The 24,768-nt window shown below is 70.1% G+C and carries 18 protein-coding genes; 7 read left to right on the top strand and 11 right to left on the bottom strand.

Annotated elements, in window-relative coordinates; translation table 11 throughout:
• Positions 1 to 18: 18 nt before the first annotated feature.
• Together OG207_RS27605 and OG207_RS27600 are read right to left on the bottom strand one after the other, a co-directional pair.
• Entirely contained in the window at positions 19 to 1,452 is a 1,434-nt protein-coding gene (locus OG207_RS27605) for an aminopeptidase (protein ID WP_329101838.1), read from the bottom strand.
• A gap of 84 nt (positions 1,453 to 1,536) precedes the next feature.
• On the bottom strand, positions 1,537 to 1,791 hold the full coding sequence (locus OG207_RS27600) for a hypothetical protein (RefSeq protein ID WP_329101836.1): 255 nt from the start codon (positions 1,789 to 1,791) through the stop codon (positions 1,537 to 1,539).
• 391 nt (positions 1,792 to 2,182) lie between these two features.
• On the opposite strand from OG207_RS27600, the gene OG207_RS27595 reads away from it, so the two are divergent.
• Positions 2,183 to 2,737 (top strand): EF-hand domain-containing protein, encoded by a 555-nt coding sequence (locus OG207_RS27595; RefSeq protein WP_329101835.1) that lies wholly within the window; start codon positions 2,183 to 2,185, stop codon positions 2,735 to 2,737.
• A gap of 43 nt (positions 2,738 to 2,780) precedes the next feature.
• Here OG207_RS27595 and OG207_RS27590 read toward each other — a convergent pair whose 3' ends face one another.
• Entirely contained in the window at positions 2,781 to 6,644 is a 3,864-nt protein-coding gene (locus OG207_RS27590; RefSeq protein WP_329101833.1) for an ABC transporter ATP-binding protein, read from the bottom strand.
• A 148-nt stretch (positions 6,645 to 6,792) separates the two neighbouring features.
• Here OG207_RS27590 and OG207_RS27585 point away from each other — a divergent pair, with 148 nt between their 5' ends.
• A complete protein-coding gene (locus tag OG207_RS27585; protein WP_329101831.1) occupies positions 6,793 to 7,143 on the top strand; it encodes a hypothetical protein in 351 nt (116 codons plus the stop codon).
• A 25-nt stretch (positions 7,144 to 7,168) separates the two neighbouring features.
• On the opposite strand, the gene OG207_RS27580 is transcribed toward OG207_RS27585, so the two are convergent.
• The 5 genes from OG207_RS27580 to speB all read right to left on the bottom strand — a co-directional run bounded on the left by OG207_RS27580 (position 7,169) and on the right by speB (position 13,150).
• A complete protein-coding gene (locus OG207_RS27580; RefSeq protein WP_329101829.1) occupies positions 7,169 to 7,861 on the bottom strand; it encodes a hypothetical protein in 693 nt (230 codons plus the stop codon).
• The gene (locus OG207_RS27575; protein WP_329101827.1) at positions 7,833 to 9,983 is read right to left on the bottom strand and encodes a DUF6571 family protein; all 2,151 of its coding nucleotides are present in this window, start codon (positions 9,981 to 9,983) and stop codon (positions 7,833 to 7,835) included. Before OG207_RS27575 ends, OG207_RS27580 begins: the two co-directional genes overlap by 29 nt.
• Before the next feature lie 29 nt (positions 9,984 to 10,012).
• Positions 10,013 to 10,450 carry a hypothetical protein gene (locus tag OG207_RS27570; RefSeq protein ID WP_329101825.1) on the bottom strand — a complete coding sequence of 146 codons (438 nt, stop codon included), beginning with the start codon at positions 10,448 to 10,450 and terminating at the stop codon, positions 10,013 to 10,015.
• Between the two features lie 64 nt (positions 10,451 to 10,514).
• Positions 10,515 to 12,182, bottom strand: coding sequence for a thiamine pyrophosphate-binding protein (locus OG207_RS27565; RefSeq protein WP_329101823.1), 1,668 nt, complete (start codon positions 12,180 to 12,182; stop codon positions 10,515 to 10,517).
• A gap of 5 nt (positions 12,183 to 12,187) precedes the next feature.
• Positions 12,188 to 13,150, bottom strand: a complete 963-nt coding sequence (speB, locus tag OG207_RS27560; protein ID WP_030013156.1) for an agmatinase — start codon at positions 13,148 to 13,150, stop codon at positions 12,188 to 12,190.
• A gap of 116 nt (positions 13,151 to 13,266) precedes the next feature.
• Between speB and OG207_RS27555 the strand changes: the two genes are divergently transcribed.
• Positions 13,267 to 14,733: a helix-turn-helix domain-containing protein gene (locus OG207_RS27555; protein ID WP_329101820.1), complete on the top strand. Its 1,467-nt coding sequence runs from the start codon at positions 13,267 to 13,269 to the stop codon at positions 14,731 to 14,733.
• Here the strand turns inward: OG207_RS27555 and OG207_RS27550 are convergent.
• Positions 14,721 to 15,644 carry a hypothetical protein gene (locus OG207_RS27550; RefSeq protein WP_329101818.1) on the bottom strand — a complete coding sequence of 308 codons (924 nt, stop codon included), beginning with the start codon at positions 15,642 to 15,644 and terminating at the stop codon, positions 14,721 to 14,723. The genes OG207_RS27555 and OG207_RS27550 overlap by 13 nt on opposite strands.
• 314 nt (positions 15,645 to 15,958) lie before the next feature.
• Here OG207_RS27550 and OG207_RS27545 point away from each other — a divergent pair, with 314 nt between their 5' ends.
• Together OG207_RS27545 and tesB are read left to right on the top strand one after the other, a co-directional pair.
• Positions 15,959 to 17,116: an acyl-CoA dehydrogenase family protein gene (locus OG207_RS27545; RefSeq protein WP_329101816.1), complete on the top strand. Its 1,158-nt coding sequence runs from the start codon at positions 15,959 to 15,961 to the stop codon at positions 17,114 to 17,116.
• 40 nt (positions 17,117 to 17,156) lie between these two features.
• Positions 17,157 to 18,035 (top strand): acyl-CoA thioesterase II, encoded by an 879-nt coding sequence (gene tesB, locus OG207_RS27540; protein WP_030009022.1) that lies wholly within the window; start codon positions 17,157 to 17,159, stop codon positions 18,033 to 18,035.
• Between the two features lie 16 nt (positions 18,036 to 18,051).
• Here the strand turns inward: tesB and OG207_RS27535 are convergent, their stop codons facing one another.
• The gene (locus OG207_RS27535) at positions 18,052 to 18,903 is read right to left on the bottom strand and encodes a DUF4253 domain-containing protein (RefSeq protein WP_329101814.1); all 852 of its coding nucleotides are present in this window, start codon (positions 18,901 to 18,903) and stop codon (positions 18,052 to 18,054) included.
• A gap of 114 nt (positions 18,904 to 19,017) precedes the next feature.
• Positions 19,018 to 22,209: an FG-GAP-like repeat-containing protein gene (locus OG207_RS27530; protein WP_329101812.1), complete on the bottom strand. Its 3,192-nt coding sequence runs from the start codon at positions 22,207 to 22,209 to the stop codon at positions 19,018 to 19,020.
• A 38-nt stretch (positions 22,210 to 22,247) separates the two neighbouring features.
• On the opposite strand from OG207_RS27530, the gene OG207_RS27525 reads away from it, so the two are divergent.
• A complete protein-coding gene (locus OG207_RS27525) occupies positions 22,248 to 24,230 on the top strand; it encodes an RHS repeat domain-containing protein (protein WP_329101810.1) in 1,983 nt (660 codons plus the stop codon).
• A gap of 18 nt (positions 24,231 to 24,248) precedes the next feature.
• Positions 24,249 to 24,704, top strand: coding sequence for a hypothetical protein (locus OG207_RS27520; protein ID WP_329101808.1), 456 nt, complete (start codon positions 24,249 to 24,251; stop codon positions 24,702 to 24,704).
• The last annotated feature ends 64 nt before the right edge of the window (positions 24,705 to 24,768 follow it).

The raw sequence follows: 24,768 nt of genomic DNA, 5'->3' as shown, positions 1-24,768 counted from the left end.
CGGGTCCCGGATCCCCGGTTACGGCCGCAGCTGCGGCTCGCGCTCCAGGTCGCGCTGGTCGAGCTGCGCGTCCGGCGCCGCCAGCGGCGCGGCCTTCCCCGCGTCAGCGAGCGCGGCGGCCGGGGCCACCCCGGCCCACTGCAGGATCTTCGAGGTGGCGAGGGCCTTCTCGCCGTCCATCAGCTTGGCGACGTTCGCCCCGTGGTTGGCGCCCGGCGCGATCATCACGTAGCTGTCGCGCACCCCGTAGCCGAGGCGGAACTGCTCGGCGCCCCACGGGTCGTTCTGCCCGTACACGAAGAGCATCTGGTGGGCGTTGTCGCGCACCCACTTGTCCACGTCCGCCATCGCCCCCGGCTGGAAGGTCATGGGGATGTCTCGGGGCACGAAGTTGCGCGGCGGCTGGTAGCCGTAGCGGCTCAGGCCCTTCAGGTGCGGCTGCTTGATGTCCGGGGAGCCGAGCTGGGTACCAGCCTGGTAGTAGTACGGCGTGTACGTCTCCAGGCCCTGGTCGGTGTAGGCCGAGAAGCCGGAGATCGCGTCGATCGTGTCCCAGATCTGCTGGTCGCTCGCGGTGGCGGCGGCCGGGATCGAGGCGCAGTCGGCGAGCAGGCTGTACTGCCAGAAGGCCCACACGTAGTCGAGCACGACGGCCTCGTAGGCCTTGTCGAGGTCGCCGATGGTGGTGAAGGTCCAGCCGTTCTCGGCGGCGGCGACCGCGTACTTGGCCTCCAGCGGCTCGCGGCGCACCAGTGCCTCGCGCTGGACGGCGTTCAGCTTGTCGCGGCACTCCTTGGTGCCGACCTTGGCGAAGAACCGGTCGTAGGCGGAGTCCTCGTGGTTGACGACGTCGTTGGGCGCGACGTACGCGACGACACCGTCCATGTCGCGCGGGTAGAAGCGCTCGTAGTACGTCGCCGTCATGCCGCCCTTGCTGGCGCCCGTGGCCAGCCAGTTCTTCTTGTAGATCTTCTTCAGGGCGGTGAAGATGCGGTGCTGGTCACTGGCGGCCTGCCAGATGTCCAGGTTCGACCAGTTGGCCGGGTCGGGCCGGGAGGGAGTGAAGAATCGATACTCCATGGACACCTGGTTGCCGTCGATGATGGTCGTCGGCTCGCTGCGGCGCGGATTGGTGCTGACGTTGTAGCCGGAGGTGTAGAACACCGACGGCCGCGAGACGTCCTTGTGCAACAGGGTCAGGCGCTGTTTGAAGGTGCCCTTCCACGGCTGCCGGTGATCCACCGGCTGCTCGTAGTTCAGTACGAAGAAGCGGTAGCCGGGGTACGGCTTCTCCTCGATCAGGCTCATCCCGGGAATGCCGAGGATCTGGTCCTTGATGTCCGTGGCGGCCGCCGGCTGTGCGGCGGTGGCCGCTTGCGCCGTGGAGCCGGCCGCACCCATGGTGCCGATGAGCACCACGAGCGACAGCAGCCATCCGAGCGTCTTGCGCATTCACCCTCCCCTTGAGTTCACTTCGGTCGCCGTGAACCTAGTCGGGTCAACGCTTCACTGACCAGACCCAGTTGGGCCTGTCCGTCAGCACAGGATCCAGCCGGAATCCGCAGATCCGGCCCCGACGCTCCCCTTTACATACACGCAGCGGTTGATCGCGCCCACGGTGACGGGCCCGGCATATCGGGCGAACCGCCCGGCCTCGCGCACCGGGGCGCCGCCGCGCGGCTGAATGCTCACCGCCATCCGGCGCCGCTCGCCGGAGATCCGCGCCACGGTCATCGCGCAGGCCTGGTTGCGGCTCTTGTAGACCCGCACCTCACCCGTCTCGAACGCCACCGTCCGGGCCAACCGACCCCCACAGCCCTCCGTCGCGGCCTGCGCCGCCGATGACGTGCACAGTCCGCCCGCGCAGAGCCACAGCGCCACTGCGAACACCCCCAGGGACGCGACCCGGCGGCCGCGCCTCCTCCACCCCTGCAACACCCTGTCCCCCGATCGGTCGTACGCACGATGCACGCACGCACGTACGACGTCTGAACCCTCCGGATGGTTGCCGCGCGCAAGGGCCCTACCCGCCGACACCGGCCACCTCCCTCGTACGGGTGCATCCGCCATCCCCCGGGAAGGCAGCGGGAGTTCGCACCCGAGCGGGCGATTACGCTAGGTGATCCATATCCCGCTCGCCGTGACCGCACCGGTGGTGGCGGCAGCCGTGAAAGGCCCTGAGATGACGAACGACCTGCTCGACCGCAAGCTGGCGCGCGCCTTCACGCACCTGGACGCCGACCGGAGCGGCGTGATCGACGCCGCCGACATCATCGCGCTCGGCTCCCGGCTGCTGACGGCCCTCGCGGAGCCGACCGTCTCGCCCAAGGCGGAGCGCGTGATGGGCGGCCTCGCCGACTTCTGGCAGGACCTGTTCACCGAGCTGGACGTCGACCGGGACGGCAAGGTCACGCCCGAGGAGTACAAGCGGGGCATGACCCGCCTGTACGCACAGGGCGGGCCCGCCTACGACCGCTCGTTCCGCCCGATGATGAGCGCGATCCTGACGATCGTCGACACCGACGGAGACGGGCTCATCAGCCCGCAGGAGTTCCACCGGGCGCAGGAGGTGTTCGACACGCGGCTGAGCCCCGCCGACACCGAGGCGCTCTTCCGCCGCATCGACGCGAACGGGGACGGCCGCCTCACCGTCGACGAACTGCTCGCCGCGGTACGCGAGTACTACACCGGCACCGACGAGGACGCCCCGGGGAACTTGCTCTTCGGCGAGTTCTGATCCCGGGGCGTCCCCGAAAGGCGGTCTCCGACGGGCGGTCGGCTCAGGCCGCGGCGCGCTCGTCCTCGCCGACGAAGGTGCGCCACAGCTCGGCGTAGCGGCCACCGCGCGCGAGGAGTTCGGTGTGGGTGCCGTCCTCCACCACCCGGCCGCGGTCCATGACCACGACCCGGTCGGCGCGCGCCGCGGTGGTCAGCCGGTGCGCGACCACCAGGGTGGTGCGCTTGCCCGCGAGCCGGTCGGTGGCCTGGTTGACCTGGGCTTCGGTGGCCAGGTCAAGGGCGGCGGTGGCCTCGTCGAGCAGCAGCACGTCCGGGTCGACCAGCTCGGCCCGGGCCAGTGCGATCAGCTGGCGCTGGCCCGCGGAGAGGTTGCGGCCGCGCTCGGCGACGGTGTGCAGGTAGCCGCCGTCGAGGGTGGCGATCATGTCGTGGGCGCCGACCGCGCGGGCGGCGGCCTCCACCTCGGCGTCGCTCGCCGCGGGGCTCCCGTAGGCGATGGCGTCACGGACGGTCCCCGGGAAGAGGTAGGCCTCCTGGGGGACGACACCCAGCCGGTGGCGGTACGCCGTCAGGTCCAGCTCCCTTATGTCCGCGCCGTCGGCGGTGACCCGGCCGGCGGTCGGGTCGTAGAACCGGGCCACCATCTTGACCAGGGTGGACTTCCCGGCTCCGGTCTCGCCGACGAAGGCGACGGTCTGCCCGGCGGGTATCCGCAGGTTGATGCCGGCCAGGGCCTCACCCTTCTCGCCCCGCTCCTCGGCCGTCCCGTACTGGAAGCGGACGTCCTCGAAGGTGATCTCCCCGCGCAGGGATTCCAGTGCGCGCGGCCGCTCGGGCAGCGGGGTGGTGGTGGGCTCGCGCAGCAGCCCCTGGATGCGGCCGAGGGCGACCGTGGCCTGCTGGTAGCCGTCGAAGACCTGGGAGAGCTGCTGGACGGGCGCGAAGAACAGGTCGATGTAGAGCAGGTACGCGACCAGCGCGCCGGTGGTGAGCGTCCCGGCCTCCACCCGGCCCGCGCCGACGATCAGCACGGCGGCCGCGGCGCCCGAGGACAGCAGCTGCACGAAGGGGAAGTAGACGGATATCAGCCACTGGCCGCGGACCCGGGCCTCGCGGTACGAGTGGCTGCGCTCGGCGAAGCGCTTGGCGCCCGAGCCCTCGCGGCGGAAGGCCTGGACGATGCGCAGGCCCGAGACGGACTCCTGGAGGTCGGCGTTGACCAGGCTGACCCGGTCGCGGGCGAGCTCGTAGGCGGCGACCGACCTACGGCGGAACACGATCGTGCCGACGACCAGGACGGGCAGGGTCGCGAAGACGATCAGCGCGAGCTCGACGTCCAGGACCAGCAGCGCGATGAGGATGCCGAAGAAGGTGAAGACGGAGACCACGGCGGTGACGAGCCCGGTCTGCAGGAAGGAGCTCAGCGAGTCCACGTCGGTGGTCATCCGGGTCATGATCTTGCCGGTCAGCTCGCGCTCGTAGTAGTCGAGTCCGAGGCGCTGGAGCTGGGCGAAGATCTTGACGCGCAGGGCGTACAGCACGCGCTCGCCGGTCCGGCCCGTCATGCGGGTCTCGGCGAACTGAGCGGCCCACTGCGCGACGACGACGGCGAGGGCGAGCCCGGCGGCCGCCCATACGGCGCCGAGCACGGCCTGCTCCACGCCCTGGTCGATGCCGTGCCGGATCAGGATCGGCAGCAGCAGTCCGGCCCCCGCGTCCGCGGCGACGAGGCCGAGGCTGATGGCGAGCGGCGCCCAGAACCCGCGGAGCAGGCGGCGCAGGCCGTAGCTCTCCTCGGCGGCCGCGGCGCGGGTCTCGTCCACCTCGGGCAGGTCGTCGGCGGGCGGCAGCGCGGCGACCTGCGCGAGCAGTTCGGGGGTGGCGGGCATGCCGGAGACGGACCCGGCCATGGAATGCCCGGCTCCGGGCGCGCCGCCCGCGGCGGGTGCGGCGCCGGGAACGGGGACGCCGGGGGCGGTGTCGGGCTCGTCCTGGCGGCGCCAGAGCTCGGGGGTGACCCCGCCGGCGACCCGGCGCTTGGCGTTGACGGGCTCCGAGTCGATCTCGGCCTCGAGCTCGATGCCGCGTTCGAGGTCCCGGTCGAGCTCGCGCTCGAACTCGGTCATCACCCGGGCGTCCGGGGTCCGCGGCGAGGCGGCGCCGAGCGCGTCCGGGTCGGTGAGCAGCCTGCGGTAGAGCGCGGACCGGCCCTCGAGCTGCTCGTGCGTGCCGATGTCGGCGAGCCGCCCGCGGTCGAGTACGGCGATCCGGTCGGCCAGCGCGAGCGTGGAGCGGCGGTGGGCGATCAGCAGGGTGGTCCGGCCCGCCATGACGGAGCGCAGGGCCTCGTGGATCTCGTGCTCGACGCGGGCGTCGACGGCGGAGGTGGCGTCGTCGAGGAGCAGCAGCCGGGGGTCGGTGAGGATGGCGCGGGCGAGGGCGATGCGCTGGCGCTGGCCGCCGGAGAGGGTGAGCCCCTGCTCGCCGACCTTGGTGTCGTACCCGGCGGGCAGGTCCCGGACGAACCCGTCGGCCTGGGCTGCGCGGGCGGCGGCCTCGATCTGTTCCTCGGTGGCGCCGGGGTGTCCGTAGGCGATGTTGGCGCGGATGGTGTCGGAGAAGAGGAAGGAGTCCTCGGGGACCAGGCCTATCGCGCCGCGCAGGGAGTCGTACGTCAGCTCGCGCACGTCGTGGCCGCCGACGCGGACGGCGCCGCCGTCGGCGTCGTAGAACCGGGGCAGCAGGAGCGCGACGGTGGACTTGCCGCTGCCCGAGGAGCCGACGACGGCGACGGTCTCGCCCTGCGCCACGGAGAGCGAGAACCCGTCGAGGACGGGCCGCTCGGGGTCGTAGCCGAAGCGGACGTCGTCGAACTCGACCGTGGCGGGCGCGTCGGCGGGCAGCTCGTGGGTGCCCTCGTGGATCTCGGGCTCGGTGTCGATGAGCTCGAACACGCGCTCCACGCCGGCCCGGGCCTGCTGTCCGACGGTGAGGACCATGGCCAGCATGCGGACGGGTCCGACGAGCTGGGCGAGGTAGGTGGAGAAGGCGACGAAGGTGCCGAGGGTGACCTGACCGTTGGTGGCCATCCAGCCACCGAGGGCCAGCATGGCGACCTGGGCGAGGGCGGGGACGGCCTGGAGGGCGGGGGTGTAGCGCGAGTTGAGCCGGATGGTCCGCATCCGCCCGGCGAACAGCCGGCGGCCGGCTTCGCGCAGCTTGCCGGTCTCCTGCTCCTCCTGGCCGAAGCCCTTGACGACGCGGACACCGGTCACGGCCCCGTCGACGACGGTCGCCACGGCGGCGGCCTGGCCCTGGGCCCACCAAGTGGCGGGGAACAGCTTCTTGCGGCTGCGCTTGGCGATGAACCACAGGGCGGGGGCCATGAGCAGGGCAACGAGGGTCAGCAGCGGCGAGAGCCAGAGCATGATCCCGAGGGACATCCCGAAGAGCAGGAAGTTCCCGATCGTCATGGGCAGCATGAAGAGCAGGCCCTGGATCAGCTGGAGGTCGCTGGTGGCGCGACCGACGACCTGGCCGGTGTTCAGCTCGTCCTGCCGCCGCCCGTCGAGGCGGGCGATGGTGCTGTACATGTCGGTGCGCAGGTCGTGCTGCACGTCGAGGGCGAGCCGCCCGCCGTAGTACCTGCGTATGTAGGTCAGTACGTACACCAGCAGGGCCGCGGCTATGAGCATGCCGGCCCAGGGCGCCATGGGCTTGGTCTCGTCCCCGATGACGTCATCGATGATCACCTTGGTGACCAGCGGGACGACCGCCATGACGGCCATGCCGGCCAGCGAGGAGCCGAGCGCGAGCAGCACATTGGTCCTGTACCGCCAGGTGTAGGCCGCCAGCCGCCTGCCCCAGCCCTGTTTCTCCCCGGTCGCTGTCTCTGCCGCCGCCACGTGAAGCCTCCCCGTTCGTCCAGTCCTGCCGGAAGCGGCAACGCCCCGACCGGCGGATTTCATCCCGCCGCAACAATCGCACTGCCGTACGGCGGGGGCGCGCGGACCGCGTCCGACCGGGGTGGGGGCGGCGGCGCGGCGGAGGTGAATGGGAGCTGCCGACACCTGTCAAGTCCCGACCTTCCGGATCTGGGCGTTCCGGGCCGCGCTCCCGATGCTGGAAGCAGAGCCGATGCCGACCGCCGACCGGGGCGGCGGGACCGAAGGGACCAGGGCCATGAGCACCCCCGAGCAACCGACCGACCACACCTTCGTGCAGCGGACCGCCCGTACCGTCGTCCCGTTCGTCACCGCCTTCCTCATCGCGCTGGTCGCGGCGAAGGTCGTGAGCCTGGTGACCGACAGCGGGGGAACCCGGCTGGCGACTGCGGTCGGGGCGGCCGTGATCAGCCTCCTGCTCCACCCCTACGAGAACGACGACGAGCGGCCCGGGCCGTGACCGGAGCCCCGGGCCGCGGCGGCGGTCAGGGGGCGGGCAGCGGCTTCACCACGGGGGGCTTCTCCAGCGGCTCGTTCTCGCAACCGAGCGCGTCGGTGACGCGGCGGGTCATGAGGTAGGCGAAGGTGGTCTGCCGGTCCCTGGCCGCCTGGTCGATATCCGTCCGGGAGATGTTGATCGAGTAGGAAACGTCCCCGTACAGCAACACCTGCTTCGACGGCGCTCCGAGCTCTCCCGGCAGATCGCACCGAATCCGGAGCAACGACGCAATGTCGTCCGTCTCGATCAGCGCGCCGTTCACCTCGTACCGGCCGGCGTCCTTCACCGCAGGCCTGGCCCCCTGCGCCCCAGCGGGCGGAGTCCATCCGAACTCCACCCGCACCCGGTGCGGCTTCGACTGGTTCGCGGGGACGTACGAGCACATGTCGGCAGGAGTGGTCCAGTCGTCGGTCTTGCGCTCACGCAAGTCCTTCTTCAACCGACTCGTCAGACCATCGGTGGTCGAGTCGACCTGGGTTTCGTAGTCTCCGGAACCGATGATCTGCCGCAGCGCCGCAGCCTCGTCCGAGGACTCAGCGACACTGCACAGGTCATCAGCGCGTGGCGCAGGGCTCTGCCCGGAACACGATGAAACCGCCACCACGCACACGAGGGCGGCAATCGATCCCTTGACGGCCCTGTCGGCCCCACTACGACTTGAGATGCGCACGAGCCGCATTCCGTCCATCCTCGTACCCGCCACCAGCGTTGTCCTTCGCCGACGCGAACGGGCCATCTCCCGTCATGCCTCTCTGCTTGCCCCACTCGTCGAAGAGCTTGTTGGTCGCGTCGACGCCCTGCCCATAGTTCTTGCTGGAATCCTGCTTCCCCTGATCCTCCGCCTCGCTCTTGACCCCATTGACCCACTCGTACTTGGCCGAGTCGATCAACGAGCCTCCGACCGTGCCCACGATCGGGATTTCGCCGATCAGTCCGTTCAGGCCGGCCGCCGAGTGCTCGGCCGTTCCCTCCGCCCACTCGACCTGGTCGTCTTCCTTGTCCTTGTAGACGTCGGCACCGATACCGTTGAGGGCGCCCGCCGCCATGCCGATCTCCTTGCTCCGGTGGTCCCAGTCCGAGCTGGCTCCGTGCTTGGAGTCGCCCGAGTACTCGGGGGCCGTCGCCAGTTGGTCCGCCGCGTAAGCCCGTTCCGCCTCGACCAGCAGGGCGAAGGCAGGTCCGTCGTCTGCGATGCCTCGAACCACACGCACCAGGCTGCCCTGGCCCACTGCGATGTGCGCTTCGTCGCCCGATCCGAAGATGGCATCCCTGCCCGCCGCGCCACCGTAGTCGGACTGCTGACCGTTGAAGATGACGTGGGTGTCGCCGACGTAGTCGACCAGTGCCTTCGCCATCGGCTGCTGCAGGCCCTCCAGGTCCTCCGGGAACTCGTCCCCGCCCATCTCGTCGTCGAGGAGGCGGATGGCGTCGTGCATCACCCGGGCCTGGCCCTCGGTGTGCGGGCCGGGCGGGCCCAGCTTCTCGCCGTCCGTGTGGCCCGTGGCCGCCGCCTGGATGGCCGCACCCAGGCCCGCCGTCTTGTCGCCGTCCATCTCGATCGGCTGTCCGACGCCGGTCGAGATCCAGGGGTCGGGCATGTCGCGGTCGCTGAGCATGTACTTCAGGTGCTCGTTCTTGTTGCCCGGCGCCTCGGGGTCGAGGAAGTACGTCGCCGACTCCGGGTCCTTGGCCATAATGCCCAGCAGGCCGTCCAGCGGGTCGGAGACCAGGTTCGGGCGCTGGGAGTCCCATGCGTGGTCGTACATGTGCGGCTTCGACTTCTCGGCCTCGATCATGCCGTCGCCGAGGTCGTTGAGGAACTGCTTGCCGTAGCCGCTGCCGTTCGCCATCACCGTGACGAGGGCCTGGTAGCCGTACGTGGGCCGCAGGCCCTTGGCGACCAGCTCGGGGCCCTGCTCCTTGAGCCCGTTGACGAACGGCTTGTAGGCGTAGCTGTCCGGGTCCTTGGTGCCCGAGGCGATCGTCCCCGCGAGGCCGGAATTGATCGACTCGTAGAGCTTCTTGTCGGCAGCCGACGTGCCACGCTCGTTGGACGCCAGGTTCATCTGGTCCGCCAGCAGCAGGGTGTCCTTCGCACCCAACGCGTGCAGGTACGCCTCGCCGAAGTGCGGGTCCCCGGAGTTCTGCTTGAGGACGTCGTTGTAGTGCCGCAGCTCCTCCGGCGAGGCCTTGCCGTCGCGGATCTTCTGGGTGAGGGCCAGCGCCTCCACGGCTTCGACGTCGTTCACGGGCTTGGAGTTGAAGCCGAACATCGCGGTCCCGTCGGCCCCCGACGCGTTCAGCAGGGCCGTCTTGACGTCCTGGTCGAACTCCGTGATCGCCTTGACCGAGTCACCGATCCGGCTCGTCCAGGACCGCTCGATCTCCGGGAGGTCGGGATCGTGGCGGATGGCGTTCACGCTGGCCGGATCCGCCTTGGAGAAGTCGTAGCTCGCGACGCCGTGCTCCGAGACCTTCATCCCGGCCTCCTTGGCTTCCGCGACGGCCGACACCACGCGGGCCTTGAGGTCCGTGAACCGGGCGTGCGCGTCGCGGAGCAGCGACTCCATGGCCAGGGCTTCCTTCTGCGCGGCTCCGAACTCCTGGCGCGTCATGGCGGACTGGGTGGCGGCGGCCTGCTGGCTGGAGCCCAGCCAGCCGTTGCCCGCGGAGACGCTCTGGACCTCGTCCTTGTAGACGTCCTCCATGGTCTTGAGCTGCGTCGCCATGGCCTTCCAGCCGTCGGCGGCGGTGGTGAGCGCGGAGAGGTCCGTCTGCATGACCTCGGCGTAGTTCGGCATGTCTCCCCCTGGTAGAGCCGTGTGACCTGTTAGCGGAGTCCGGTGACCTTGGACTGCACCGGCTGGAAGCTGCTGCCCGTCAGCTGATCGGTTCCGGACAGGAGCGTCGAAGCCCCGCGCAGGCCCGTCTTCTCCGAGTCCAGCCGTGCCATCAGGCGCTTCACCTGGTCGTCCCAGTGCGTGTGCGCCTTCGACAGGCCCGTCGCCGTGTCCCAGCCGCTGAAGGCCTTGACCGCGCTCTTGGTGGGCTCGTCGGCCGCGTCCGCCGCCTTCGTGGTGCCGGGCTGCAGGACGTTCTCGATGGTGTTGGCCGCCTTCTTCTTCTCGGGCGGCGCCGTCGCCAGCACGCCGTACCCGGGCGGCGTGGAGCCTCCGGGGTCGGTGGGGACCTGGTTCAGCCGCATCTGCGGCGACGAGTCGGCGGCCGTGGCCTGCTTCTGCTGGGCCCATTCCTGCTCGAACGACACCGTTCCCCCTCGTTACCCACCTCGGACCTGATCTTCCACACCCTACGAGTCGCCCGGGCGGGGCCTAGAGGTGAGTCGGGGCGAACATCTTGAGCTTGGCCGAAAGCAGGAGTACCGACGGCCCCGGAGTGCCGAGGGCGTTCTTCAGGTCGTCCTTCAAGGACTCCGGGGTGGTGGTGGAGGCCGGAACTCCGAAGGACCGGGCCAGGGCCACGAAGTCGGGGCCGGCCAGCTCGGTGCCGGCCTCGCAACCGTACTCGCGCAGGATGCCGTAGCCGCCGTCGTCCACGATCAGCCAGGTGACGTCGAGGTCGTGCTGCTTCGCCGTGGCCAGGTCCGCGACGGAGTACATCGCGCCGCCGTCGCCGGACACCGCCAGCACCGGGGTGTCCGGTTCCGCCACGCACGCACCGAGGGCTGCCGGGAAGGCGTAGCCGAGGCCGCCCGCACCCTGGGCCGAGTGCATGGTGTTGGGGTGCTTGGGGTCGAAGGCGGACCAGGCCCAGTAGGACAGGATCGTCATGTCCCAGAAGGACGGGGAGCGGGCCGGGAGCGCGGCCCGGATCGAGCCGAGGAGTTCCTGTTCGAGGGCCACGTCCTGGGTGTCGAGGCGGGCCGCGATGTCCGCGAGGACCAGGCGCACGCGCTCCGGGGCGGAGGGGTCCGCGCGCTCGGACACCGTCTCCAGCAGGGCCTGCAGCGCGAGGCGGGCGTCCGCGTGGATGCCGAGGCCGGCGTGGTTGGACTCCAGCTTGCCGAGGTCCGCCTCGATCTGGACGACCCGGCCCGTCGGGAAGAAGGTGTGGTAGTTCGACGAGAGCTCGCCGAGGCCCGAGCCGACCACCAGCAGGACGTCCGCGTCCTCCAGGAAGTCCGTCATGTGGCGGTCCTCCAGCCAGGACTGGAGGGAGAGCGGATGGGTCCAGGGGAAGGCGCCCTTGCCGCCGAAGGTGGTGACGACGGGCGCGTTCAGCCGTTCGGCGAGCTGCTTCAGCTTGCCCGCCGCGTCGGAGCGGACGACCCCGCCGCCCGCGATGATCACCGGGCGGGTGGCGTTCTCCAGCCAGTGGGCGGCGAGCGCGGTGAGCTCGGGCCGCGGGGCCAGCTCGTGCGGGGTCGCGTCCACGCCCGTGACCTGCGGGATGACGGTCCTGTCCCGCAGCACGTCCTCGGGGATCTCGACGAACACCGGGCCGTGCGGGGCGGTCAGGGCCGATTCCCAGGCCTCGGCGATCACGGAGGGGATCTGGGAGGGGGTGCGGACCGTGTGGACGGACTTCACCACGTCCCGGAAGGACGCCGACTGGTCCCGCAGCTCGTGCAGGTGCCCGCGCCGCCCGCCGCCGAGGCCCGCCACCGGGACCTGGGAGGAGATCGCGAGGACCGGAGCCGAGGCGGCCGCCGCCTCCGCCAGGGCGGGCAGCGCCATCAGCGCGCCCGGTCCGGTGGAGAGCAGCAGCGGCACCGCCTCGCCCGTGATCCGGCCGTAGGCGTCGGCGGCGAAGCCCGCGTTGTTCTCGGTACGCAGCCCCACGAGGCGCAGGTCGGAACGGCCGACCGCGTCGAAGAGGGCGAGCGCGTGCTGGCCGGGCAGGCCGAAGACGGTGTTCGCGCCGAGCGAGCGCAGCGTTTCCACGACCAGGTCCCCGCCCGTCCGGCCCGGCAGCGGCGCGAGCGCGGCCGTCTTCTGGGCTTCGGTGGGACGGAGTACCAGGTCGTGGTCGTGCGTCACTTCGCTTACTTGCCCTTCGCCTGCGCGATCTGTCGCGACATGATCGTGGTCAGCTCGTACGCGGTGTGCGAGGCCGCGACCGAGGTGATCTCGGCGTGATCGTACGCCGGGGCGACCTCGACGACGTCGGCGGAAACGAGGTTGCAGGAGGACAGACCGCGGATGATCTCCAGCAGCTCGCGGGAGGTCATGCCGCCCGCCTCCGGGGTGCCGGTGCCGGGCGCGTGCGCCGGGTCGAGCACGTCGATGTCGATGGAGATGTACAGCGGGCGGTCGCCGATGCGCTGGCGCAGCTGGTCGGCGACCTCGTCGGCGCCGCGGCGGTAGACGTCGGCCGAGGTGACGATGCCGAAGCCCATCTTGGCGTCGTCGTCGAGGTCCTGCTTGCCGTACAGCGGGCCGCGGGTACCGACGTGGGAGAGCGCCTCGGTGTCGAGGATGCCCTCCTCGACGGCGCGGCGGAACGGGGTGCCGTGGGTGTACTCGGCGCCGAAGTACGTGTCCCAGGTGTCCAGGTGCGCGTCGAAGTGGAGCAGCGCGACCGGGCCGTGCTTCTTCGCGACGGAGCGGAGCAGCGGCAGGGCGATGGTGTGGTCGCCGCCCAGGGTCATCAGGCGGGAGCCGGCGCCGAGCAGCTCGTCGGCGGCGGCCTCGACCGTCTCGACGGCCTCGTTGATGTTGAAGGGGTTCACGGCGATGTCACCGGCGTCGGCGACCTGGGCGAGCGCGAACGGGGAGGCGTCCTGGGCCGGGTTGTACGGGCGCAGCAGGCGCGAGGCCTCGCGGATGGCGTTGCCGCCGAAGCGGGCGCCGGGGCGGTAGGACACGCCGGAGTCGAAGGGCACGCCGACGACGGCGACGTCGGCGGAGCCGACCTCGTCGAGGCGGGGCAGACGGGCGAAGGTCGCCGGGCCCGCGTAGCGCGGGATGCGGGAGGAGTCGACGGGGCCGCGCGGCTGCGTGCTCATGGCTGTGCCTCTTTCTCTGGCCTGACGTGTGCGGTACTTCGAGCGTAAGCGGGCGACCCAGGGGTGGGGAGTGTACGTTCCATCCATCTGATGGAGTCGAAATGTACGGAGCATCCATGCCCGGCCCTCCCCGTGATCCCCGTGATCTCCGCGATCCCCGCGATCCCCGCGATCCGGAGTACGGCAACGGCCCCGCCGGGGAGCCGCTCACCCCGCCGGTGCCCCTCGCCGCGCTGCTCGGCGATCGGGAACTGGGCCTGCGCCACCTGGCCGGGCCGGCCACGGCCGGGGTGCACGGGGTGCACGCCTCCGAGATGCCCGACCCCTCCCCGTACCTGCTCGGCGGCGAGCTGCTGCTGACCGCCGGGGCGGGTCCCGCCGACGACCCCGACGGCTACGTGGCCCGGCTGGCCGGGGCCGGGGCGGCGGCCCTCGGCTTCGGCGTGGCCCCGGTGCACGAGGAGGTCCCGACCGCGCTGGCCGAGGCCTGTGCGCGGCACGGGCTGCCGCTGCTGGAGGTACCGCCGCGGACCCCCTTCTCGGCGGTCGCCCGCGCGGTGGGGCGGTTGATGGCGGAGGCCCGGACCCGAGAGCTGCGCCGGGTCACCGAGGCCCAGCAGGCCCTGGCCGCGGCGGCGGCCCGACCCGACCCGGTCCCGGCGGTGCTGGCCCGGCTCGCGGCGAGCCTGGGCGGGTCGGTGGCCCTGTGGCCGGGCGGCCGGGCGGCCGGCCCGGAGCTGCCGGCTCCGGCGCGGGAGGCCCTGGCCGCGCTGCTGACCCGGGTCGGCCGCGAGGGCGGGCCCGCCACCGCCACGGACCGGGCGGGCGGCCACCACCTGGCCGCCTACGCCCTGGCCGGCCGGGCGGCCCTGGGCACGGCGACCCCGGCCCGCGCACCCGGCGACCACACCGTGGCATCGGTGGCCGCCGTACTGCTGACGCTGCTCACCGCCGAGCGGCCCGCCGGGGCGGAGGCGGCGGCCCTGACCCGGCTGCTCCTCGACGGGAATCCGGCCGCGGCCCTGGCAGCCGGGCCCTGGTACGCCGTCCACGCCCGCGGATCCGGGGACCCGCAGGCCCTCGCGGCCGCGCTGGGCACCGTACTGCTGGACCCGCACGAGGACGGCGCACGGCTGCTCACGGACCGGGAGCCCGCCGCACAGCCGGGTTGGCGGCTCGGGGTGAGCGCACCGGCCGCGCCGTCCGTGCCCGACGCCCTGGCCACGGCCGGCGCCCAGGCCGCGCGGGCCCTGCAGCGCGCGGAGGCGGCCCGTACCCCGCTGGCGCACCACACCGACCCCGGCTTCGCGGGCCTGGTCGGCGAGGCCGAGGCGCGCGCCCACGCCGAGGGCCTGCTGGGGCCGCTCTCCCCCGCCCTGCGGGAGACCCTGCACGGCTGGCTGGCCCACCACGGCAACTGGGACCGCACGGCCGCGGCCCTGGGCGTCCACCGCAACACCGTCCGCCAGCGCATCGGCCGCGCCGCCGAACTGCTGGACCGGGACCTGGACGACCCGGACGTGCGGATGGAGCTGTGGTTCGCGCTGCGGACCACCGACCGCGGGCCCGCTCAGCCCGGGTAGTCGTCCGGCGGGCGGAAGGAGGCGAGCATCTGCAGGAAGCGGGCGGAACCGGTGATCACCCCGGGCTGCTTGCTGCGGGGCGGGGCCGGCTCGACCCCGATCGACTCGATCCCGTCCTCCCCGATCCACAGCAGGCGCGAGCTCAGCCGGTACTCCTCCGGGGCGTCCTCCCACATCTGCCGCACGAGCGGGCCGTAGGCGATCACGCAGGTGTGCAGTTCCGGGCCTTCCACGGCCCACAGCATCAGGTGACCGTGGAAGGGGACCATCGCGAGGATGCCGAGCGGGGCCGGGCGGTCGATCAGGTCGGCGGCCCGCAGCAGGTGGGTGGAGGTCCATCCGCCGTCGGCCTCTACGTTCACCAGCGGGTTCTCGTCGTCGTTGTACTGGAGCGAGACCGGCGCGGCGGCGAGGTTGGCCATGGCCGCGGCCCAGACCTCGGAGCCGTCCACCTGCCAGGAGTCGAACTGCTCCGGCAGGACGGGTGCGGAGAGGGAGCCGCCCACCTGGATCACCACGACGGCCGCGAGCTCCTCGGTGAGGGCGACCGCCAGCGCGTTGCGCTCCGTCACCGCGCCGACGGTCACCAGCCTCGGCATGAGCAGGTTGCGGACCTCGGCGAAGCCCGCGCGTTCCAGTTCGCGCCGGCGCTCGGCGAGCCGCTGCTTCTGGTTCAGGAAGGAGACGGTGGCCGACCGCCACTTCGCGTGCGGCAGCGCGCGGACCAGCTCGGCTATCTCCGCGAGGTCCAGCGGTGCGCCGGCCCGGCCCTCGGCGGCGAGCGAGAGGTGGCGGTGCTCCCCGAAGCGCATGGGCGGCCCGCTCGTGTTCCCGTCCAGGAAGACATCGCTCAGCAGTGCCTCAAAGACGTGCCAGTCGGCGGGGCTGAACCACGCGCACCACGGTGGCACCGGCGATGACTCCGGTCCCCCGCCCACATCCGCGCCGGCCTTTTTCGCTCTCCGGAAAAGTGGCATGCCGGGCAGATTAGGGCAGAGCGAATCGGTACGTGAGACCACGAACGAGGCATTCTTCAGCGCATTCCGGCCACCATGGCGGCGGACGAACCCCATCCGCCGGGGCCGTCGCCGGGGGGCCGGGGGTGAGCCACCCCACCCTTTCTTTGGCGCCTCCACTCTGGACAGCCAGTTTGACTGGCCGGTAACTTAGCCTGAGCAAGCGCTTAGGCATGGCGGCGGACCGCCGCGACCGAAGGGAGCCGGCTGTGCGCCGTACCGTTTTCAACGAGGACCACGAAGCATTCCGCGAGACCATCCGCGCCTTCATCGAGGCCGAGGTCGTCCCGGTCTACGACGAGTGGTTCGCAGCCGGTCAGGCGCCGCGCGACTTCTACTACAAGCTCGGCGAGCTGGGCGTCTTTGGGATCAACGTGCCCGAGGAGTTCGGCGGCGCGGGCCTGGACACCCACAAGTTCGAGGCCGTCCTCTACGAAGAGACCTCGCGCGCGGGCGTCAACTTCGGCGGCTCCGGCGTGCACGTGCTGCTCGCGCTCCCCTACATCAAGATGCTGGCCGACATCGAGCAGAAGAAGCGCTTCCTGCCGAAGTTCGTCTCCGGCGAGGAGATGTGGGCCCTCGCGATGACCGAGCCGGGCACCGGCTCCGACGTCGCGGGCATGAAGACCACCGCCAAGCTCTCCGAGGACGGCACGCACTACGTCCTCAACGGCTCCAAGACCTTCATCACCGGTGGCGTCCACGCCGACCGCGTGATCGTCTGCGCCCGTACCTCCGCCCCGTCGGCCGAGGACCGCCGCTTCGGCATCTCCCTCTTCGCCGTGGACACCAAGTCCGAGGGCTACTCCATCGGCCGCAAGCTGGACAAGCTGGGCCTGAAGACCTCCGACACCGCCGAGCTGGCGTTCGTCGACGTGAAGGTCCCGGTCGAGGACCTGCTCGGCGAGGAGGGCAAGGGCTTCTACTACCTCGGCCACAACCTGGCCTCCGAGCGCTGGGGCATCGCCTTCGGCGCGTACGCCCAGGCCGCCGCGGCCGTCCGGTTCGCCCAGCAGTACGTCACCGAGCGCACCGTCTTCGGCAAGCCCGTCGCGCACTTCCAGAACACCAAGTTCGAACTGGCCGCCTGCCAGGCCGAGGTGGACGCCGCGCAGGCCGTCTCCGACCGCGCCCTGGAGGCCCTGGACGCCGGCGAGCTGACCCCGGCCGAGGCCGCCTCCGCCAAGCTGTTCTGCACCGAGGTCGCGCACCGCGTCATCGACCGCTGCCTCCAGCTGCACGGCGGCTACGGCTACATGAACGAGTACCCGATCGCCCGCCTGTACGCCGACAACCGCGTGAACCGCATCTACGGCGGCACCAGCGAGATCATGAAGTCCATCATCGCCAAGTCCATGGGCCTGTAAGGGCCCCGGACACGAAACACGGGGCACCTACCCTTCCCCCATGAACGACGCACTGACGACGCTCCTCGATCTGCTCGACCTCGAGCAGATCGAGGAGAACATCTTCCGCGGTACCAGCCGGCCTTCGCTGGTACCGCGCGTCTTCGGCGGCCAGGTCGCGGCCCAGGCCCTGGTCGCGGCCGGCCGGACCGTCCCCGCGGACCGCACCGCGCACTCGCTGCACTCGTACTTCCTGCGCACCGGGGACACCTCCGCGCCGATCGTCTACTCGGTGGACCGGATCCGTGACGGGCGCTCCTTCACCACGCGCCGGGTCGTCGCCGTCCAGCACGGCCAGCCGATCTTCCACCTCTCCGCGTCCTTCCAGAAGTACGAGGACGGCCTCGACCACCAGGTCGCCATGCCGTCCGCCCCGGACCCGGAGTCCCTGCCCACCGCGGCCGAGTCGCTGCCCGCGTACCGCGAGATCTTCCGCGACCCCGGCACGGTGGAGCGGCTGATCGAGACGCGGGAGGCGGTGGACCTGCGCTACGCCACGACCCCGCCCTGGGGCAGCATCGGCGAGCCGGTGGAGCCGCGCTCGCAGGTGTGGTTCCGTACGGCCGGCAAGCTGGACAGCGACGATCCACTGCTGCACACCTGCCTCGCCACCTACGTCTCCGACATGACCCTGCTGGACTCGGTGCTGCTCGCGCACGGGCGGGGCGGCTGGGCGGTGGGCGACGTGGTCGGCGCCTCGCTGGACCACGCCATGTGGTTCCACCGGCCCTTCCGCGCGGACGAGTGGCTGCTGTACGACCAGGAGTCGCCCTCGGCGGCCGCGGGCCGGGGCCTCGGCCAGGCCCGCATCTGGACGCAGGACGGCCGGCTGGCCGTGACGGTCATCCAGGAGGGTGTCGTACGCGTCCCGCGTGCGTGACCTGCGCCCGCCCGTCTCAGTCCCACCAGAATCCCCAGTGGTTGCTGCCGGTGACCGCCTCGTCGGCGTAGGCGCGGATGCTGCCGGAGCCCTGCCAGATGTTGTCGGGCGAGAAGGCGAAGTGCTCCGCCGCGACGGGGAGCGCGTGGGCGGCCGTACGCGGCGGGGCCGCGACGGACACGTGGAGCTCGTCGAAGCCGAGGGCGACGACGCGGGCGCCGAAGCGGTCCTCCCAGGAGCGAAGGACCGTGCTGATGAGGGCGGTGTCGTTCTCGTGGTTGGTCGGACCGCACCAACCCATCGCGGTCGGTACGTCGGCCCCGCGGACCGCGGGGACCAGCGCGAGCCGCGGGCTCGGCAGGAAGCCGCTCGCGATCAGCCCGTCCGCGAGCGCACGGGCCACGGCGTCCGGATCCGCCCCGCCCTCGGGCCCCGGATCCGCGAGCCCGGGCCAGTCCCGACCGAAGGGGGCGATGAGCTCCTCCCCCTCCGCCCCCTCCTCGGGGTCGGGCAACACCGCGCTCCAGAACTCGCGCAGCACCGGCTCGACGTGGTGGTCGTCGGGGTCGGACATCCGCTCCGGCTCGAACTCCCGCTCCTGCCACCACCGTTCCAGCCCGCGCCGCCCCTGGAGCAACACGGCCTGTAGCCCGGCGGCTGCGAGCGCGGGAGTCCGGTGCGCGGCCAGCGCCCCGACCCCCACGGCCTCGTCGGACACCCACAGCAACGGCGCGGCCTCCCGCCACCACCCCCGCCGTCCGGGCACATCGATGAGCCCACCGGCGGGCAACTCGAGCCCCAAGGAACGCCCTTGGGGATCGTCGGCCAGGACGGACAGCGGGTTGCGCGCCTTCGGAGACTTCCACATACGGCGACCGTAACCACCGCCACTGACAACCGGAGCCGACAAGGTCGTGCGGAACGGAAGAGGGGGGTGAGGTCCCCCACGGGACCTCACCCCCCTCTCAACAATCGGCCCGGATCAGAGGGCCAGGTCGTATCCGTTCCAGCCGGTACCGACCAGGGTCCTGCCGGTGTCCAGGAAGTCGAAGAGCTCCCCGTTACTGGTCACGCCGGTGTACTCCGGCCTGCCGTCACTGTTGAGGTCGGTGGGATAGGGGTTCCAGATGCCGGGCCACCAGCCGTCGCCGAGGAACGTGCGGGGGCCGAAGCTGATGGCGCCCTCGCCGTTGCTCGTGTTCGCGTAGAGGTGGAGATTGCCGTCAACGGTCTGCCCGACGATGTCGACCTTCTGATCGTTGCTGAGGTCGGCGAACCGGATGTTCTTCCAGTGGTCGGTCCACCAGCCGTCAGCGACGAAGACCCGGCTGCCGAGGGTTTCGGTGCCGATACCGCCGGTGTGGGGGTAGACCCACAGGTTGCCGTCGCCGCCACGGGCGATGAGGTCGGTGCGACCGTCACCGTTCATATCGCCGAAGCCGAGGTCCGCGTACATGTTCCAGCCGGTGCCGATCAGGGTGCGGTTGCCGAACGGTTCGGCTCCACCTCGGCCGGTACCCGGGAACAGGTACAGCTCCCCGACCTGAGTGCGCACGACGAGGTCGGTGTGTCCGTCGTTGTTGAGGTCGGCGGTGTAGATGTTCGTCCAGTAGTCACGCCAGAAGCCGTTGCCCACGAAGTAGCGGCTGCCGAGCGTGCCGGTGCCCGTACCGCCGGTGCCCGAGTAGATCCACAGGTCACCGTTGACGTCCCGGGCGGCCACGTCGGTGTAGCCGTCACCGTTGTAGTCCGGACGGCTCTGGGTGCCGCTGGTCCACAGGCTCTGCCCGGAGGGGCCGTAGAGCACGAGCACGCCACGAGGCTGGAGCACCGCGTACGCAGACGGTGTCTTGGTGTTGCTGCTCCACAGGGTCTTCCTGGCGTCGGCCGTGACGACGACGAAGCTGCCGTCGCTCTGCATGCGTGCCGTGGCGCCCGGGTTGCCCCCGGTTCCCGTGGCCCAGAGCTGCTTGTCGCCCTTGCTCAGCATCACGAGGTTGCCGTCGGCCTGCATCCGCAGCTTGGCGTTGCCGCTGGAGAACTCCTGGCCCGAGGTCAGGGTGGTGCCGGAAGGAATGCGCGCGCCGGGTACGCCGTCGATCTCGAACTGCGAGCCGAAGGAGCTCACGCTCTTGCCGTCGGCGGCCAGCTGGCCGGGCCGGCCGACCATCGTGTTGTCGGCCTGACGGGCCCACAGGTCGGGGACGCCGTCACCATTGAGATCGCCGGACGAACCGGCCTGCGGATAGGCGGCCTGGCTCATACCGGAGCCGACCTTCGTTCGGGTCTGGGTGCCCCAGGTGGCCAGGTCGACCGCCTGGTTCGGGTCCAGGCTCTTCTTCCCGTAGGTACGCAGGACGTCACCGGTGGCGTTATCCCTCAGCCACAGGTCGGGGACCTTGTCACCGTTGAGGTCGCCGGGGGCGATGACCGTGTACTTGTCCCAGTCGGTGCCGCCGACGAGCACCGGCGTCGGCAGGATGCCGTTGAAGGTGTTGAAGTAGGCCCAGAGCTGGTTCTTGCGCTTGACGAGGATGTCCGGGAGTTCGTTGCCGTCGAGGTTGCCGGGGGCGATGATCTGGTCGGCTTCGGACCAGTACCCGACCCCGCCCGTGTCCCGCGCCTTCAACTCGGTGGGATTGCCGACGGTGCCCTGGCCGTCCTTGTTCTTGTAGATCCACAGCGTCTTGCGGTCCGCACCGGTCCGCTGCTCGAGGCTGAGCATGTCGTTGTAACCATCACCGTTCCAGTCGCCCAAGGTGGCGACCTGTGAGCCGGTGAAGGACTTGGCGGAGCCGACCGTCGCGGAGAACTTCGCGTTTCCCTGGCCGGTGTAGGTCAGGAGGCTGCCGAAGAGATCGCTGCTCCATATGTCGCGGAGGCCGTCCCCGTTGAGGTCGTGCGGCCCGTCCGCCGCTTCCGTGCGGGCCGCGTAGAACTGGTACACAGTGGTGTCGGACCGGTTCCCGGCAGCGTCCTGACTGAAGGCGTAGACGAAGTGCGGGCCCGCGCCGGGCGGCGTGAGCTTCGCCGTGAACGAAGCACCGGCGGCAACGGTGGTGCTCTTCACCTCCGGGTCCCAGTCGGTGTAGTAGCCGTACCAGGTGACGTCCGGAACGCCGTTGGCGGAGAGGACGAAGTCCCCTGCCGTGCGGGCCTTGCCGGTGCCCGCGGGCCAGCCGTTCCTGCCGTCGGGGAAGACGGTCGAGGTGATCTTCGGCGCCTCCGCAGGCCGGTTGCGGTCCACGCTGAACTTGCACGCCTGGGACCAGGCCGACTGGGCGCCGTCCTGGTCGGTCGTCCGCGCCTTCCAGCTGTAGCTCCCGTTGGGGAGCGAGGCGTCCGGGACGTTCCAGGTGGCGACCCTGCCGTTGTTGGCCGGGATGGACTGGCTGAGGGCCGGGGCGCTCTGGCCGTCCTTGAAGATCTGGAACTCGGTGTTCAGGTTGCCTGAATCACGGTCGGAGATCGTCGCATGGAGGCCGATGGTCGTATTGCCGATCGAGCCGCCCTGGTCGCACGGCACCCACGGTGAGCTGCCCGGGTCCGAGGGCGTGTCGGGCGGGTTGTTGTACTCGATCTCCAGGGTGACGGTCTTGGGGTCGAAGCGCTTCCAGTGGTACTCGTCACCTTCGTTCGACGCGTACAGGCCCACGGTCATGCTGGACCAGCCGTTGGACGCCGCTTCCTGGGCAGCGGCGGTGGCGTTGAACTCGAGGTTCCCCGCAGCGCAATCGGGCCGGCCCTTGGCGGCATTGACGGTGTCGAGCCAGTTGCGCCTGCCCGGCTGCTCCTTCCAGGTGGTCGCCGGCGAGATGCCGTGGGTGCTCCACAGCTCCACGGGCTTGGGCGTGCAGGACCAGGACCAGGTCTCCTTGATCCGGAAGGTCGCCTTCGACACCTGAGCACCCCGGACGGCGGAGGTATCGAGCTGGAAGAAGGCCCGCGACAGGCCGTTCGTCTTGTTCTCGAACCCGACCCGCACGTCCTCCTTGGTGTTCCAGTAGGAGTTGTTCTCCCACGTGCGGTAGACCCACGACCAGTTCTGTCGCTCGCCCCACGCCACCGACGGGTCGATGTAGACCGGGTACTTCGTCTCGGCACTCGCGAGGAGGGCCTGGTCGGGCTTGATCTCCAGGGTCCACCCCGACGACCGGCGCTCTTGCCGGCACATACAAGTGGACGAATACCTACAACATCATTGGTCAGCCCGTGTCGACCGACCACCCCGCCATCGGCGGCCTCCCGGCCGAGACGGTCGGCCTCACCTACCACGAGGTCTCGGGCCTGCTGGACAGCATGGCCACCGACAACGAACGCCTCATCGCGGCAACGACCTACGATCATTACGGCCGCGCGCTCCGTCAGGAACTCGGTGCCACCAAGCAGCGCATCTACACGTCGAATGAGTACGACGAGCACACCGGCGCGGTCATCCGCACGACCACCGACCGCGACGTGGCACCGAAGAGGATCGAAGAGACCAAGTACGGGTTCGACCAGGTCGGCAACCTGAAGTCCATCGCCGCCGCTTACGGTCAGGACGCCGCCCGTACCACCGACATCCAGTGCGTCAGCCTCGACGCCCTGCGCCGCATCACCCAGGCCTGGACCAATAAGGGCGAGACCTGCGCGGCTTCCCCGTCGGCATCCGTCCTCGGTGGCGAGGCCCCGTACTGGACGACGTACACCTACGACGCCGTCGGCAACCGCAAGACGGAGACCAAGCACAAGACCGCCTCGGGCCCGTCCACCGACACCGTCCGTACCTATGGGGCACCGACCGCCGGCAAGCACGACCTGCCCAAGGTCACCCAGACGGGAACCGACCCGCACGAAGAGACCTTTACCTACGACGCATCCGGGAACACCAAGACCCGCAGAATCGGAACCGGTGAGACCCAGTCCTTCGACTGGGACGCCGAAGGACACCTGAAGACGGCGACCCGGGGAACATCCACCGATAACTACGTCTACGACACCTCGGGCAACCGCATCCTGCGCCAGGAGAAGGACGCCACCACGCTCTACCTGCCTGCGGGCAACGAGCTGAAGCTCAACAAGGCGGGCACGGTCACGGGCACCCGCTACTACGGGGACATCGCGGTACGGACAGGGGGCAAGCTCACCTTCACCCTCGCCGACCACCACAAGACCGGCACCATCCAGATCGCCGCAGATGTGACCCAAACCGTCACCCGGCGCAAGACTGGCCTGTTCGGCGAGACCCGGGGCACCCAGCCCACGACCTGGACCGGTGAGAAGACCTTCGTCGGAGGCACCAAGGACAACGACAGCGGCCTGACCCACATCGGCGCCCGCGAGTACGACCCCCTGATCGGCCGTTTCATCTCAGTCGACCCGATCATGGACCTCAAAGATGCCCAGCAGCTCCATGGCTACACCTATGCCGCGAACAACCCATTCACCTTCTCCGACCCGGACGGCCTCAAGTACTTCGAAGGCAACAACGACGACGGTGGCTTCGAGTCCGCTCCCCAGAATGTCGTCCAGGCCGCAAGTAGGTACACCACCGGATACGGCACGCTGCGATCCAGGCGTGTCCAGCTCTGTGGGATTTACTGCGGGCCGCCGAAGCGTCCGGTCGGGCTCTATGTGAGACTCCTCGACGGTCGCAGCAAGCAAGAGATCGCGACTCAGGCGCTCCGCTTGGAGCAGGACTATTTCGGTCGGCAAACCTGGCCACTCAACTGGATTCCGGGCGAGGGAGGGAACACGAAAGCCAAGAATCCACTGTTTAAACCGAACCTCGCAGAGCGCACCGAGTGCAGACACAATCTGATGGAATGCCTGAAAGCTTACGGGATCGAGAAATGGTCTCAGCAATTGGCCAACGAGGAGAAGGAGCGCACAGGTTTGGACACCAACGCCTACCGCCACACTCTATGGCAGGCCAGACTGACGCTGGAGTTCGGAGAGGACCGTGCACTCACGTGGGCCGACGCCCATGAGGCGTACCTGCACGAAGGCGAGCGAGGCGACCAGTTGGCGGACCTCTACAACAATGTACGCGGGCGGGAGATCGGCAAACGCGCCCGCGAGAACGCAGCCAGCACCAATATCCTACTGGGAACTCAGCATTTCGTTACCCAAATCATCCAAGAATCAAAAGCGTACGTACAATCAGGCGAGTTTGCAGAGCGTTCAATGTTCGAGCCGGAGAATGGCGGCTGATATCAGAAGGAGGACTTAGTGAGCACTAGCCTTCGGCGGACCATCTGGTGGTTGATAGGCTCGTTCGGGCTATTCGCGATGTTGGCGGCTGCCTTCCTTATGAATCTCCTCGAGGACCCTGAGGATCCGCTCGCGATCACTGATGTGGTGGGGGCCTGGGAAAGCTCGGACGGCGCCCGTCTGACAGTTAGGGCGGACGGTACCGCAGACTTGGAACGGGTCACACGACCCAGCCTGGACTGCGGGCAGTCCACGGATGCGGCGGGTCGGTCCTACACCGGGCCGGCTACATGGGTCTTCGACACCTACCCCGACGAGAAGCCGGGGATCAGATTCGACTATCAGGGACCCGCTACTGCCAAGCCGTGCAAGATCTACCTCGTGGTCTTCTCGCTGAAGGAGGCCACGAAGGGGTTCCTCCCCCAAGACCCGACCGGGGTGGACTACGTACGCTCGGCCGCGCAGCAGGGCTGATCCACGCAGGAAGCGCTCGGTGCACCAAGCTGGACCGGGACCCGCCCCCGCCACATACGAGGCG

Origin of the sequence: Streptomyces sp. NBC_01439, assembly GCF_036227605.1 — a bacterium.
Taxonomy (GTDB): Bacteria; Actinomycetota; Actinomycetes; order Streptomycetales; family Streptomycetaceae; genus Streptomyces.
The sequence above is the reverse complement of the archived record's forward strand: the minus strand, read 5'-3'. Positions and strand labels throughout refer to the sequence as shown.

Bases quoted from the DNA above. Each gene is read 5' to 3' on its own strand.
- OG207_RS27605 (WP_329101838.1), bottom strand. From the start codon at position 1,452: ATGCGCAAGACGCTCGGATGGCTGCTGTCGCTCGTGGTGCTCATCGGC.
- OG207_RS27595 (WP_329101835.1), top strand. From the start codon at position 2,183: ATGACGAACGACCTGCTCGACCGCAAGCTGGCGCGCGCCTTCACGCAC.
- OG207_RS27585 (WP_329101831.1), top strand. From the start codon at position 6,793: ATGGGAGCTGCCGACACCTGTCAAGTCCCGACCTTCCGGATCTGGGCG.
- OG207_RS27580 (WP_329101829.1), bottom strand. From the start codon at position 7,861: ATGCGGCTCGTGCGCATCTCAAGTCGTAGTGGGGCCGACAGGGCCGTC.
- OG207_RS27575 (WP_329101827.1), bottom strand. From the start codon at position 9,983: ATGCCGAACTACGCCGAGGTCATGCAGACGGACCTCTCCGCGCTCACC.
- speB (WP_030013156.1), bottom strand. From the start codon at position 13,150: ATGAGCACGCAGCCGCGCGGCCCCGTCGACTCCTCCCGCATCCCGCGC.
- OG207_RS27555 (WP_329101820.1), top strand. From the start codon at position 13,267: ATGCCCGGCCCTCCCCGTGATCCCCGTGATCTCCGCGATCCCCGCGAT.
- tesB (WP_030009022.1), top strand. From the start codon at position 17,157: ATGAACGACGCACTGACGACGCTCCTCGATCTGCTCGACCTCGAGCAG.
- OG207_RS27535 (WP_329101814.1), bottom strand. From the start codon at position 18,903: ATGTGGAAGTCTCCGAAGGCGCGCAACCCGCTGTCCGTCCTGGCCGAC.
- OG207_RS27530 (WP_329101812.1), bottom strand. From the start codon at position 22,209: ATGTGCCGGCAAGAGCGCCGGTCGTCGGGGTGGACCCTGGAGATCAAG.